Here is a 12,779-nt window from a genome sequence, read left to right as displayed (position 1 = left end):
GTCACTCCTCGACGAGGAGCTTCTCCCGCAGCTGCGCCAGCGTGCGGGCCAGCAGCCGGGAGACGTGCATCTGGGAGATGCCGACCTCCTGCGCGATCTGCGACTGGGTCATGTTGCCGAAGAACCGCAGCAGCAGGATCCGCTTCTCACGCGGCGGGAGATCCTCCAGCAGTGGCTTGAGGGACTCCCGGTACTCCACACCCTCCAGCGCCTCGTCCTCGGCGCCGAGGGTGTCCGCGACCGCCGGGGACTCGTCGTCGGTGTCGGGGACGTCCAGGGACAGCGTGGAGTACGCGTTGGCGGACTCCAGGCCCTCCAGGACCTCCTCCTCGGAGATCGCCAGCTTCTCGGCGAGCTCGTGGACCGTGGGGGAGCGGCCGTGCAGCTGCGACAGCTCGGCCGTCGCCGTGGTCAGCGCCAGGCGCAGCTCCTGCAGCCGGCGTGGGACGCGCACCGCCCAGCCCTTGTCACGGAAGTGCCGCTTGATCTCGCCGACGACCGTCGGGGTCGCGTACGTCGAGAACTCCACGCCGCGGTCCGGGTCGAAACGGTCGACCGACTTGATCAGTCCGATCGTGGCCACCTGGGTGAGGTCGTCCAGCGGCTCGCCCCGGTTGCGGAAGCGGCGTGCGAGATGCTCCACGAGCGGCAGATGCATCCGGACCAGCTGGTTGCGCAGCTCCGCGTACTCGGGACTGCCGCTGTCCAGCGTGCGCAGCTTGAGGAACATGTCGCGCGCCCCGCTGCGGTCCGGAGAGCCGTGCTGCGCACCGTGTGCGTGGTGCGCGCGCGGCGTCTGATCCTCGGAGTGTCGCTCGTGCTCGCTCATCGTCCCGCCCGTCGCCCTTCCCCGAGCCCTCGCCTCCTCCGCCACTCTCGACTTCGCGGGAGTGGCGGGACCCCCCTGGGCCGGGGGTACGGCGATCCCCTCGCCCGGAGGCGCGCTCCGCACGGCACCGTCCCGGTCCAGTCGCCCGCCGCCCGGGAGAACGGCCTCCGCGGAGTCGTCCTCGGGATGCGGGCGGGCCTGCTCGGGGATGCCGTCGATGCCGTCCGCCATGCGTCGGGCGCCGGTCGGGCCGCTCGTGCCCGTGCCCTCGGCCGGCAGCTCTCGTGTGTCGCGCTCTTCGTCCCGCACCGGCCCGTCCTCGCTCCTCACGCCGGCCCGGGTCCCGCGCCGCGCTGTTTGTAGAGGCTGATCGAAACGGTTTTGTCCTTGTCCACGGCGGAGGAGACCTTGCCCGCCAGAGCGGACAGGACGGTCCAGGCGAAGGTGTCCCGCGAAGGGGCATGACCATCCGTGGTCGGCGCCGAGACGGTGACCTCGAGTGAGTCGTCGACGAGGCGGAAGACGCAACTGAGCACCGAGCCGGGCACGGCCTGCTGAAGCAGGATCGCGCAGGCCTCGTCCACCGCGATGCGCAGGTCCTCGATCTCGTCGAGGGTGAAGTCCAAACGGGCCGCGAGACCGGCCGTGGCCGTACGCAGCACCGACAGGTAGGCCCCCGCGGCCGGCAGCCGGACTTCCACGAAGTCCTGGGTCGCGGGCTCGCCTGCGATCTGGGACACCCTCACCTCCATGGTGGTACAAGCGTTTCAGGGCCGAGGGTCGCCCCTCGGGGTAACGCGATACGTGGTTCAGCGGTGACGCTACCGCGCTCTCGACGGTCCTGTCCCCGGGACCCCAACCCCTTGTCGTCACTCACAGTAAACCTGTGGATACGCTCCGTGTCTAGGGGTTGGGCGGGCCCAAATGGGAAGAGCGCGCGCCGGGTTGACGTACCCAGACGTCAGACGGTCGAACCGTCCTCCGCCGGGGTCCCGTCGCGTCACACCAGGACGTGGTCGACGAAGCACCAGCGCCAGGTCTCTCCGGGTTCGTGGGTCCGCATCACGGGGTGACCGGACTCCTTGTGATGCTCCGCCGCGTGCCGTCCCGGCGAGGAGTCACAGCAGCCGACGTGACCGCAGCTGAGGCACAGCCGTAGTTGCACCGGATCCATGCCCTCCGCCAAGCACTCCGGACACGTCTCGCTGAGCGGGCCGGGTTCGGGGTGCGGCAGCGCGTCGGCGTGCGTGCACTGTTTCATGATTGCCAGGTTACGACGGTCGGGCGGAAGACCGCGCCGAAAAAAACGAGGGCGGGCGAGAACGATGGACGTGATGCCACTGCTGCTGCTCGTGGCGGGCAGTGCGGCGGTCGCCGCGGCCGCGCGGCGGACCCCGGTGCCGGCGCCGCTGCTGCTGGTGGCCGTGGCGCTGGCGGTCAGCTACGTCCCGGGGGTACCCGAGTACACGCTCGACCCGCACGTCGTCCTGCCGCTCATCCTGCCCCCGCTGCTGCACACGGCCGCGACCGACAGCTCCTACCTCGATCTGCGGGCGCAGCTGCGGCCGGTGGCGATGCTGTCCGTCGGGTACGTGCTGTTCGCGACCTTCGCCGTGGGCTGGGCCCTGTACGTGATCGTGCCGGAGATGCCGCTGACCGCGGCTCTGGTCTTCGGCGCGGTGGTGGCGCCCCCGGACGCCGTCGCGGCCACGGCGGTCGCCCGCCGGGTGGGGCTTCCGTCGCGGATCACCACGATCCTCCAGGGCGAGTCCCTGCTGAACGACGCCACCGCGATCACCGCCTACCGGGTCGCCCTGGCCGCCGCCGTCGGCGAGGGAGCGACCTGGGCCGGGGGCATCGGCGAGTTCCTGCTCGCGGCGGTCGGCGGCGTCGTGGTGGGCCTGCTGCTGATGGCGCCGATCCACTGGCTGCGCACGCACCTGAAGGAGGCGCTGCTGCAGAACACGCTGTCCCTGCTGATCCCCTTCGTCGCGTACGCCGTCGCCGAACAGGTGCACGCCTCCGGTGTCCTCGCGGTCGTGGTCGTCGCGCTCTACCTGGGGCACCGCGCGTGGGAGGTCGATTTCGCGACGCGCCTGCAGGAGGAGGCGGTCTGGAAGATGGTCGCCTTCGTCCTGGAGTCGGCGGTGTTCGCGCTGATCGGCCTGCAACTGCCGGTGGTGCTGAGAGGGCTCGGGGAGTACGAGGGCGTCGAGGCAGCCTGGTACGCGATCGCCGTGTTCCTGGTCGTCGTCGCCACCCGGTTCGTCTGGGTGTACCCCGCCACCTTTGTGCCGCGGCTGCTGTCGGCCCGGGTGCGGGAACGGGAACAGAACCCCACCTGGAAGGGACCGTTCGTGATCGCGTGGGCCGGGATGCGGGGGGTCGTCTCGCTGGCCATCGCCTTCTCCATCCCGCTCACCATGCACGACGGAGAGGCGCCCTTCCCGCAGCGCAACCTCATCCTCTTCCTGACCTTCACCACGGTCATCGGGACCCTGGTCGTGCAGGGCCTGACCCTGCCCCCGCTGATCCGGATGCTGAAGTTCCCCGGGCGGGACGCCCAGACCGAGACGCTGGCCGAGGCCAACGCCCAGGCGCAGGCCTCCCGGGCCGCCGAACGGCGCCTGGACGAACTCCTCACCGACGAACGCAACGCCCTGCCCGCCCCGCTCGCCGACCGGCTGCGCATCGTCCTGGAGCGCCGCCGCAACGCCGTCTGGGAGCGGCTCGGCCAGGCCAACCCGATCACCGGCGAGTCCGTCGACGACACCTACCGGCGGCTGTCGCGCGAGATGATCAGCGCCGAGCGTGAAGTGTTCGTCAGGCTCCGGGACGGCCGTTACATCGACGACGAGATGCTGCGGACCCTGCTGCGCAGGCTGGACCTGGAGGAGGCGGCGGCGTTCCGGGAGGCGGCGTGACGGCGGACCGCCGCCCGAGGCAAAGGGGAGCGTCGCCTCGGACGAAGTCGGACGAAGGCGGAGCGGCGGCGCCTCAGGGGAAGGGGCGGCCGGTGATCACGGCCGCGACCGCCGTCCCGCGCGGGAAGGCACCCTCACCGGCCAGCGTGACGAGTCCGTACAGCAGCTTGGCGACGTACAGACGCTCCACGGGCAGGCCGTGGCGTTGCTCGAAGTCCTCCGCGAAGGCGTCGAGCTCGGCGGGCACGCGCGCGTAACCACCGAAATGAAAGCGCTCGTCCAGGCTCCAGGTGCCACGCCGGCCGCCGAACGCCTCACGCTGCAGGGCCTCCGTCTCGGCGGTCAGGAAGCCGCCCCTGAGCACCGGCACACCCAGGGCGCGCACGCCGGGGCCGAGACCGGCGGCCAGCCCCGCGAGCGTGCCACCGGTGCCGCAGGCCACGGCGACGACCTCGGCCCGGTCCCGCAGCTCGGTGCCGAGTGCGCGGCAACCGCGTACGGCCTCGGCGTTGCTGCCGCCCTCGGGGACGACGTACGCATCCTCGGCGTCCGCCGCGCGCAGGATGCCGGCCAGGTCCCGGGGCGAGGACTTGCGGCGGTAGGTCGCCCTGTCGACGAAGTGCAGCCGCATACCGTCGGACGCGCAGCGCGTCAGTGAGGGGTTGAGGGGCCGGCCTGCCAGCTCGTCGCCACGCACGACGCCGACCGTGGGGATGCCGAGCAGCCGGCCGGCCGCGGCCGTGGCGCGCAGATGGTTGGACCAGGCGCCGCCGAAGGTGACGACGGTACGGCCGGCCGCCGCGGTCAGGTTCGGCGCGAGCTTGCGCCACTTGTTCCCGATCAGCTCCGGGTGGATCAGATCGTCCCGCTTCAGCAGCAGCCGGACGCCCCGGCGCTCGAACCGGTCGTCCACGACTTCCCGCACCGGTGACGGCAGCCGGGGACGCAGCGCGGCGAGTCCGGGCGGGTCGGGGCTGGTCATCGAGCCATTGTCACCCGCACGTGGAGGAGGAGGGAGCTCGGGGCTGACGCCGTCGGTGCGGCCGGGCACCCGGTCCGCGTCCCGGACGCGGGCGCAGTCGAACGCCGTGACGGGCCCCTCTGCCCAGTAGTGCGAAGATCCATTCCCGCTCTTTCGGGTAATAGCACCACCGCGTCGGGTGCGGAAGGCTTGCGGGTGCACATCGATGCCCGAGGGATGTGGGCGTCGGTCACAACCGGGAGGGCAGTTCTCTATGTCGGTAGGCGAAGAGGTCCGCACGGAGCAGACCAAGCCGCAGCAGAGTCTCGGCACGGCGGCCGCGCGGAACCTGGCCACCACGACCAAGTCCGTGCCACAGATGCAGGAGATCAGCTCGCGCTGGCTGCTGCGGATGCTTCCCTGGGTCGACATCCAGGGCGGCACGTACCGGGTGAACCGTCGGCTCACTTTCGCCGTCGGCGACGGCCGGGTGACGTTCGTGAAGACCGGCGACCGTGTCGAGGTCATCCCCGCGGAACTGGGGGAGCTGCCGGCGCTGCGGTCGTACGAGGACGAGGAGGTGCTCTTCGAGATCTCCCGCCGCTGCGAACAACGGGAGATCCCGGCGGGCGAGGTGATCGCCTCCTTCGGCAGCCCGTCCGACGCGGTGTACCTGCTGGCGCACGGCAGGGTGGAGAAGGTCGGCACCGGCCCCTACGGGGACGACGAGTCCCTCGGGATCCTCGCCGACGGTGCCTACTTCGGCGACGAGGCGCTGCTCGACGAGGACGCCATCTGGGAGTTCACGGCCCGCGCCCTCACCGCGTGCACCGTGCTCGTGCTGCCCCGCCAGGAGTTCGAGCAGATCGCGGAGCGCTCGGACACCCTGCGCGAACACCTCCGGCAGCGCCGCTCGATCCCCTCGCAGCGCTCCAACAAGTACGGCGAGAAGGAGATCGACCTCTCCTCCGGTCATTCCGGGGAGCCGGACATCCCGCACACGTTCGTCGACTACGAGGCCCGGCCCCGTGAGTACGAACTGAGCGTCGCCCAGACCGTGCTGCGCATCCACACGCGCGTGGCCGACCTCTACAACCAGCCCATGAACCAGACCGAGCAGCAGATCAGGCTGACGGTCGAGGCGCTGAAGGAGCGTCAGGAGCACGAGCTCATCAACAACCGCGACTTCGGGCTCCTGCACAACTGCGAGTACGACCAGCGGCTCCAGCCGCACGACGGCGTGCCCAGCCCGGACGACCTCGACGAGCTGCTCAGCAGGCGCCGGGGCACCAAGATGCTCCTCGCCCACCCGCGTGCCATCTCCGCGTTCGGCCGCGAGCTGAACAAGCGCGGGCTGGTGCCCGAGACGATCGACATGGCCGGCAACCGCATCCCGACCTGGCGCGGTGTGCCGATCTTCCCGTGCAACAAGATCCCGGTCTCGGACGCCCGTACGACGTCCATCATCGCCCTGCGTACCGGCGAGGCCGACCAGGGCGTCATCGGGTTGCGCGCCTCCGGCATCCCGGACGAGATCGAGCCGAGCCTGTCGGTGCGCTTCATGGGCATCAACGAACAGGCCATCATCAAGTACCTGGTCACGGCCTACTACTCGGCAGCGGTCCTGGTACCGGACGCGCTCGGCGTGCTGGAGAACGTCGAGATCGGCCGCTGGCGGTGACGTTGCCGGCAGGCCGGCCGTGTCCCCGCCCGTCAGGGCGGGTACATCCTCGGGGCACGCGCCCAGCGACAGCGGAAGCGCCACCCTCCGCTCATCCTCCGAGGCGGTCCCATGGGTGAGTCCCTCACGGAGTCCAGGACGGAGACGACGCTGCCCGCCCCGGGCGGGCAGCGGTACGCCGAGCCCCGGCAGGCCGCCGGGACACCGGAAGGACGAGGGACCATCGGGACACAGCGGGACGGCCGGCCGGCGCCGACCGAGGGGCACGAGGCGGCCACGCTGCTGGAGTGGGCCCGGGCGGAGGTCGATCCGGTGCTGCGGACCGCGCTCGGCTCGCTGCCCGGGCCGATGCGCCGGATCGCGCTCTACCACTTCGGCTGGGAACGGGCCGACGGCACTGCGGCGGAAGGGAGCTCCGGCAAGGCCGTCCGGCCCGCGCTGGTCCTCGCCGCCGCGGCCGCCGGTGCCGGGTCCGAGGCGCGGGCGGGGGCGGCTCGGGCAGCGGCCGCGGTGGAGCTCGTGCACAACTTCACGCTGCTGCACGACGACGTGATGGACCGGCACACCACCCGCCGCCATCGCCCCACCGCGTGGTCCGTGTTCGGCGACGCCGACGCCATCCTCGCCGGGGACGCCCTGCAGGCGCTGGCCCTGCGGCTGCTCGCCCAGGACCCGCACCGGGCGGCCCCGGCCGCCGCCGCCCGGCTCGCGGACTGCGTGGTCGAACTGTGCGCGGGGCGACACGCGGACACGGCGATGCAGCGCCGCGCCCCGGCTGAGGTCACGCTCGACGAGGTGCTCGCCATGGCGGAGGCCAAGACGGGCGCCCTGCTCGGCAGTGCCTGCGCGATCGGGGGGTTGTACGCGGGTGCCTCGGAGGCGGAAGTCGCGGCGCTGGACGCGTTCGGACGGGAGGCCGGGCTCGCCTTCCAGCTCATCGACGACGTCATCGGCATATGGGGCGACCCGCACCGCACCGGCAAGCCTGTCGGTGCCGATCCGGCCGCCCGCAAGAAGTCGCTGCCGGTGGCCGCGGCCTTCGCCTCCGGCCACCCGGCGGCGGCCGAACTCGCCGAGCTGTACGCGCGACCCAGCGAGACGGGGGACGCGGAGCACATCGGGCTGGCGGTGGAGCGTGCGGGGGGCCGTGACTGGGCCCAGGGCCAGGCGGCCGACCGGATGGCCCGGGCGATGCAGCAACTGGCCCGTGCGGTGCCGGACCCGGAGGCGGCGGGTGATCTGCTGGCCCTCGCCGAGTTCGTGACCCGGCGGGCCGGTTGACGGCCCCGAGGCAGGCGGTGGCCCACTGCGGGTGGCGGCCTCGACGGGTGGCGGCCTCGACGGGTGGCGGTCCGTGAAGGGTGGCGGCCCCGACGGGTGGCCGCCCGTGAAGGGAAACGGCCTCGACGGCTGGTGGCCTCGACGGGAGGCAGCCCGCGGCGGGAGGTGGCCTGCATTGGCCCGAGGGCCGTTGTCGGTCGGCCGGCGCCGACGAGCGGTAGCACCAGCGACGCCCCTCGGGCCACCGACGGGCAAGGTTCCGGGGCGCCCGGGACCGTGCGGCTCCTGACCCCGCACGGTCACCGGCCTCCGGTAGGCGGGTCCCGCACTGCCCCACGGTGTGCGGGGCCCGCTCCTCGCTCCCGGAACAGCTCGCCGAACGCCCCCTGGACGGACGTCCGGAACGGCTCCCCGGACGCTCCCTGGACGGACGTCCGGACCGACGTCCGGACCGACTCCCGTACGGCTGCCGTATCGATCGAGTTTGGGCAAACGTTCGACTGAATCCCGCCAAGATCCTGCTCGCGTCGCCCCGCGCGGCCCGACCCCCCTACGATCAACGCCCGTCGGGACGAGCGAAGGGGCGGGGCATGGGCGTGGCCATCCGGACGGCGGGCGCAGGGGACAGGGAGCTGATCGTCCGGCTGCTGGACGAGGCGTTCCAGGACGACCCCGTGAGCGGCTGGGTCTTCCCCGGAGTGGAGGAGCGCCGTGCCAAGCATCCCGGGCTCATGGCCGCCTTCACCGACATCGTGCTCGCGGCCGGCCGCATAGATGTCACCGAGGACGGCTCGGCCTGCGCCCTGTGGCTCTCCATGCCCGCCGACGGGGACCACGACGACCCCGCCGGCCACGACGGCGCCACCGAGGACGAAGGCCCCGCCCAGGTGCGGGAGGCCGTCGATCCCGACAACGAGCGCATCGAGACGATCGGCCGGCTGACGGCCGCCATCCATCCCACCGGGCGGGCCCACGAGTACCTGTGGATGATCGGCGTGGCACCCGGCCGCCAGGGCGAGGGCCTCGGCACCGCGCTCATCGAGGCCGTCCTCGACCGCTGCGACCGTGAGGCCCTGCCCGCCTACCTGGAGGCCAGCAGCGCCCGCAGCCGCAAGCTGTACGAGCGCCTGGGCTTCGAGCCCGTCGGCCCGGTCCTCGACCTCCCGGACGGACCGGCGATGTGGCCCATGTGGCGCGAGCCCAAACCGCACCGGCAGCCCGCCTAGGCCCAACGGGCGAAGGCGCGGCCCGCCGCGCCCACCGAGCGACACCGGCCCTGACCCCACCACCCGGCCCCTTTCGGCGACAGCCGCCCCAGTTCTTCGCCCGGCCCCTTTCGGCGACAGCCGCCCCAGTTCTTCGCCCCGCCCCTTTCGGCGACCGCCGCCCCAGTTCTTCGCCCCGCCCCTTTCGGCGACCGCCGCCCCAGTTCTTCGCCCCGCCCCTTTCGGCGACCGCCGCCCCAGTTCTTCGCCCCGCCCCTTTCGGCGACAGCCGCCCCAGTTCTTCGCCCGGCCCCTTTCGGCGACAGCCGCCGCAGCTCTCCGCCCGGCCCCTTCCGGCAACACCGGCCTAGCTCTCCTCCGCCGGCCCCTCTCCGGCAACACCGTCGCCACGATCCGTTCCACGAACCCCTCCGGGACGCCCACTCCGGGCAGGGTGCCCTCCATACGCCCGGCAGGGTCAGATGCTCAAGGAGCAGTCCGCCCGAGCTCGTCATCAAGACCTACCCGCTCGTCTACGGCCCGGGCATGCCGAGGTTCGGCTCCGGGTTCGCGATCTCGGAGTTCAGCCCGGAGTCGGTGCGCACGTTCGGGACGGCGCTCTGGTGCGCACGTGCAGCAGGAAGCGCTGAGCCCCCGACCGGCCTACGCTGAGGACATGGGCAGCGAAGAACACGTCTGTCCCGGCTGCGGACAGCCAGTGGACACGGTCGTCCGGCGTCACAAGACGCTGGGCACCTGGGTCCCCCGATGGGTGGCGGGCCCGTGCCGCAACCCGGAGTGCGGGTCCTACGACGCGGAAGCCGCCGAAGGCGGCCACACCGTCGAGGGCGCCCGTCCCGGGGAGGATCCCGCGGCCGCCGAGGAGACCGCCCCGCCCACGACGACGCCCCGGACCGAAGCCGCCTCCCGCCCCACCGGCACGACCCCGTACCCGCCTGAAGCGGTCCCCGGCCGGTCCGGCGCGACCCCGGACGGGCCTGAGACGGCCTCCGGGGAAACCGTCGCGAAGAATTCCTGAGCCCGTGTCGAATTGCGCCACCCGGCTCCGACGTCCCCTGTGAAGAGCCGCCCACCGGGGCGGTGAGAGCCGAAGGAGCGGACTGATGAAGTACCTGGTCATGGTGCAGGGCACGCAGGCGGACTACGAGGCCATGCAGGGCAGGGCGTCGACGGACTCCCCGGCCTGGAGCGAGGAGGAGCTGCAGACCATGTTCGCCTACATGGGCGCCATCAACGACGACCTTTCCGACAGCGGTGAGCTCGTCGACGCGCAAGGCCTGGCCGAGCCGGCGCAGACCCGGAGCGTCACCCTCGGTGACGACGGCAAGGCGGTGATCACCGACGGGCCGTACAGCGAGACCAAGGAGCTGCTGGCCGGTTACTGGGTCCTGGAGTGCGAGAGCCTGGAGCGGGTCACGGCGATCGCCGACCGCGTCTCCCGCTGCCCCCAGCCGGCCGGCGCCCCCGCCCATCCGGTCGTGATCCGCCCGATCATGGACGGCTCCGGGGACATCTGACGGACGGCCGGCACCGACGGACCCGCCCGTGAGGACCACGCCCGAGATCGAGGACCTGCTGCGTGGCAAGGCGCCGCAGGTCCTCGGCGCGCTGGTCAGACGGTACGGACACTTCGACGCCGCCGAGGACGCCGTACAGGAGGCGCTGCTCGCGGCCGCCGGGCAATGGCCCGAAGCGGGCGTGCCCGGCAATCCGCGCGGCTGGCTGATCAAGGTGGCCTCGCGGCGGCTCACCGACGCCCTGCGCAGCGACCAGGCCCGGCGGCAGCGCGAGGAGCGGGCCGCAGCGCTCACGCCTCGGGACGCCTTCACGGCCCCGCCGCCCGGGGAGCGGGCGCCCCGCGAGGACGACACGCTCTCGCTGCTGTTCCTGTGCTGCCATCCGGATCTGTCGCCGCCCGCGCAGATCGCACTGACCCTGCGTGCCGTGGGCGGTCTGACCACCGCGGAGATCGCGCGGGCGTATCTGGTCCCGGAAGCGACGATGGCGCAGCGGGTCAGCCGGGCCAAGCAGAAGGTGCGGGGCGTGCGCTTCGGACGCCCGGACCACTGGGAGCGGCGGCTGCCGTCCGTCCTGCAGACCCTCTACCTGATCTTCAACGAGGGCTATACGGCCACCTCCGGCGCCGCACTGCAACGCCGCGACCTCGCGGGCGAGGCCGTGCGGCTGACCCGCACGGTCCACGGGCTGCTGCCCGGGCACTGCGAGGTGGCCGGTCTGCTCGCGCTGATGCTGCTCACCGACGCCCGGCGGGACGCGCGCAGCGGTCCGCACGGCGAGCTGATCCCCCTCGACGAGCAGGACCGCGACCGCTGGGACCGGGCGGCGATCGAGGAGGGCGTCGCACTGGTCACCCGGGCCCTGTCCCGGGGCCGCCCGGGGCCGTTCCAGCTGCGGGCCGCGATCGCCGCCGTGCACGACGAGGCAGCCTCGCCCGAGGCGACCGACTGGGCCGAGATCCTGGGTCTGTACGACGTCCTGGTCGGGCTGGTCCCCGGCCCCGTCGAACGTCTCAATCGCGCGGTCGCCGTCGCCATGGTCCACGGCCCGCACGCAGGCCTGACCGAAGTGGAGGCCCTGGCAGGCGAATTGAGGGGCCATCGTCTGGACGCCGTACGAGGCCACCTCCTGGAGCGCGCCGGCGAGCCCGAAGCCGCCCGGGCCGCCTACGAGTCGGCGGCGGCGCTAACCCTCAGCCTGCCCGAGCAGCGCTATCTCCGGACCCGGGCGGCGCGGTTGGGCGACTAGGACCGGGCAGCGTTCGTCCCGTCGCGCAAACCCCGCCTGCCGCGGCACTAACGTGTGAGGCATGAGTGAACGGGGGGAGCGGCGCCGCACGGTGTGGCGCCGGGTGATGATCGGGTGGGCGCTGCTCGTGGCCGTCACGGGCGGTCTGACGCTGTGGATGCAGGACTCCACGGAGCCGCGGGGGCCGTACGTCTGGCAGCAGGCGGATCCCGACGAGCCACCGGACCTGCCGCCCTGCCCGACGACCGGGGAAGCCGGGACCGTCTCCTGCGCCTACGCCGACATCCCCTGACCGCGCACCCCGCCCGTCACCGGATCCCGGGTCGTCAGGCAGTAGGTGCCGCCCGACGGGTCGCGCATCACCGTCCAGCCGGAGAAACCGGCCACGAAGGCGGCCCCGAGCCGCTCGTGGTGTGCCCGGGTCGCCGTGACGTCCGCGCAGGCGAGGTCGAGGTGGGCCGAGGCCGGCCCTTCCCCGCCGAGGCGTTGCAGGAGCAGACGGACCGGCAGGCCGGGCGGCGGCTTGACCACGTGGAACTCCGGCAGGGAGCCCGGCAGCGACTCCCAGCCGTCGAGCAGCGCGCTCCAGAAGGCGACCTCACCTTCGTAGGCCGAGAACGGGACGTCCAGGCACACCTGGTCCAGACGGCTGCCCCGCACCACACCCGGCCGTGACGACTGGCCGCGCCAGGGATCCGCGCAGAACAACTGCCCGCCGGGCGAACGCAGCACGACGAGCGACCCGAGGTCGGCCACCACGTCCGCGCCGAGCCGTACCGCCGTCGCGGCGAACTCCGCCACGTCGTCCACGCAGAAGTCGATGTGCGCACCGCCGGAGCCCGAGCCGACCGCCTGCACCTTCACGCACGCGTCGGCGCCCTCGGGGAGCAGGGTGACGAACTCGTCGTGTTCCCCTCGCAGTTCGGACAGACGGGTGTCCGTGACCGCCGTCCAGAAGTCGCAGGCGGCGCCGAAGTCCGGGCGCGGGCGGTCGATGAAGGCGTATGTCCATCCGATCCTCATGGGCGCGATCGTAGAGGGACGCTCCACCGCCACCTGCGTGAACCTCGACCGGCCCCCGCCGCACCGATCCCGATCCGTCGGCCTGCGC

General features: G+C 72.6%; 13 protein-coding genes and 1 pseudogene. 9 read left to right on the top strand and 5 right to left on the bottom strand.

Translation table 11 applies throughout. The annotated features are described in order from the left end of the window. Position 1: 1 nt before the first annotated feature. From FDO69_RS31740 to FDO69_RS31730, 3 genes are all read right to left on the bottom strand, one after another. Positions 2-1,138, bottom strand: a complete 1,137-nt coding sequence (locus FDO69_RS31740; RefSeq protein WP_167526718.1) for an RNA polymerase sigma factor SigF — start codon at positions 1,136-1,138, stop codon at positions 2-4. Positions 1,139-1,155: 17 nt separating this feature from the next. Then, on the bottom strand, positions 1,156-1,569 hold the full coding sequence (locus FDO69_RS31735) for an ATP-binding protein (RefSeq protein ID WP_003992877.1): 414 nt from the start codon (positions 1,567-1,569) through the stop codon (positions 1,156-1,158). Between the two features lie 260 nt (positions 1,570-1,829). Then, positions 1,830-2,090, bottom strand: a complete 261-nt coding sequence (locus FDO69_RS31730) for a UBP-type zinc finger domain-containing protein (RefSeq protein WP_053672413.1) — start codon at positions 2,088-2,090, stop codon at positions 1,830-1,832. A 64-nt stretch (positions 2,091-2,154) separates the two neighbouring features. Here FDO69_RS31730 and FDO69_RS31725 point away from each other — a divergent pair, with 64 nt between their 5' ends. Beyond that, positions 2,155-3,753: a Na+/H+ antiporter gene (locus FDO69_RS31725; protein ID WP_104784927.1), complete on the top strand. Its 1,599-nt coding sequence runs from the start codon at positions 2,155-2,157 to the stop codon at positions 3,751-3,753. Between the two features lie 73 nt (positions 3,754-3,826). Here FDO69_RS31725 and FDO69_RS31720 read toward each other — a convergent pair whose 3' ends face one another. Next, positions 3,827-4,735 carry a 1-aminocyclopropane-1-carboxylate deaminase/D-cysteine desulfhydrase gene (locus FDO69_RS31720; protein ID WP_104784924.1) on the bottom strand — a complete coding sequence of 303 codons (909 nt, stop codon included), beginning with the start codon at positions 4,733-4,735 and terminating at the stop codon, positions 3,827-3,829. A 253-nt stretch (positions 4,736-4,988) separates the two neighbouring features. On the opposite strand from FDO69_RS31720, the gene FDO69_RS31715 reads away from it, so the two are divergent. The 8 genes and pseudogenes from FDO69_RS31715 to FDO69_RS31680 all read left to right on the top strand — a co-directional run bounded on the left by FDO69_RS31715 (position 4,989) and on the right by FDO69_RS31680 (position 11,960). Continuing rightward, entirely contained in the window at positions 4,989-6,395 is a 1,407-nt protein-coding gene (locus FDO69_RS31715; RefSeq protein ID WP_104784921.1) for a family 2B encapsulin nanocompartment shell protein, read from the top strand. Positions 6,396-6,506: 111 nt separating this feature from the next. Continuing rightward, entirely contained in the window at positions 6,507-7,676 is a 1,170-nt protein-coding gene (locus FDO69_RS31710) for a family 2 encapsulin nanocompartment cargo protein polyprenyl transferase (RefSeq protein ID WP_104784918.1), read from the top strand. 590 nt (positions 7,677-8,266) lie between these two features. Then, positions 8,267-8,902, top strand: coding sequence for a GNAT family N-acetyltransferase (locus FDO69_RS31705; RefSeq protein ID WP_104784915.1), 636 nt, complete (start codon positions 8,267-8,269; stop codon positions 8,900-8,902). A 483-nt stretch (positions 8,903-9,385) separates the two neighbouring features. Further along, positions 9,386-9,531: pseudogene (locus FDO69_RS42395) on the top strand (dihydrofolate reductase family protein); the annotation flags it as partial. A 26-nt stretch (positions 9,532-9,557) separates the two neighbouring features. Beyond that, positions 9,558-9,920, top strand: coding sequence for a hypothetical protein (locus tag FDO69_RS31695; protein ID WP_104784912.1), 363 nt, complete (start codon positions 9,558-9,560; stop codon positions 9,918-9,920). An 85-nt stretch (positions 9,921-10,005) separates the two neighbouring features. Then, a complete protein-coding gene (locus FDO69_RS31690) occupies positions 10,006-10,419 on the top strand; it encodes a YciI family protein (protein ID WP_104784909.1) in 414 nt (137 codons plus the stop codon). Positions 10,420-10,447: 28 nt separating this feature from the next. Then, positions 10,448-11,668, top strand: a complete 1,221-nt coding sequence (locus tag FDO69_RS31685) for an RNA polymerase sigma factor (protein WP_104784906.1) — start codon at positions 10,448-10,450, stop codon at positions 11,666-11,668. A gap of 61 nt (positions 11,669-11,729) precedes the next feature. Then, complete coding sequence (locus FDO69_RS31680; protein WP_104784904.1) at positions 11,730-11,960, top strand: hypothetical protein; 231 nt, start codon at positions 11,730-11,732, stop codon at positions 11,958-11,960. On the opposite strand, the gene FDO69_RS31675 is transcribed toward FDO69_RS31680, so the two are convergent. Next, positions 11,942-12,691: a VOC family protein gene (locus tag FDO69_RS31675; protein WP_104784901.1), complete on the bottom strand. Its 750-nt coding sequence runs from the start codon at positions 12,689-12,691 to the stop codon at positions 11,942-11,944. The two genes, FDO69_RS31680 and FDO69_RS31675, sit on opposite strands and share 19 nt — an antisense overlap. Between the last annotated feature and the right edge of the window lie 88 nt (positions 12,692-12,779).

The sequence above is a fragment of the Streptomyces tibetensis genome (genome assembly GCF_007655005.1).
GTDB classification, from domain to species: domain Bacteria; phylum Actinomycetota; class Actinomycetes; order Streptomycetales; family Streptomycetaceae; genus Streptomyces; species Streptomyces tibetensis.
Note: the sequence above shows the minus strand (reverse complement) of the source record. Positions and strands in the feature narration are given on the sequence as shown.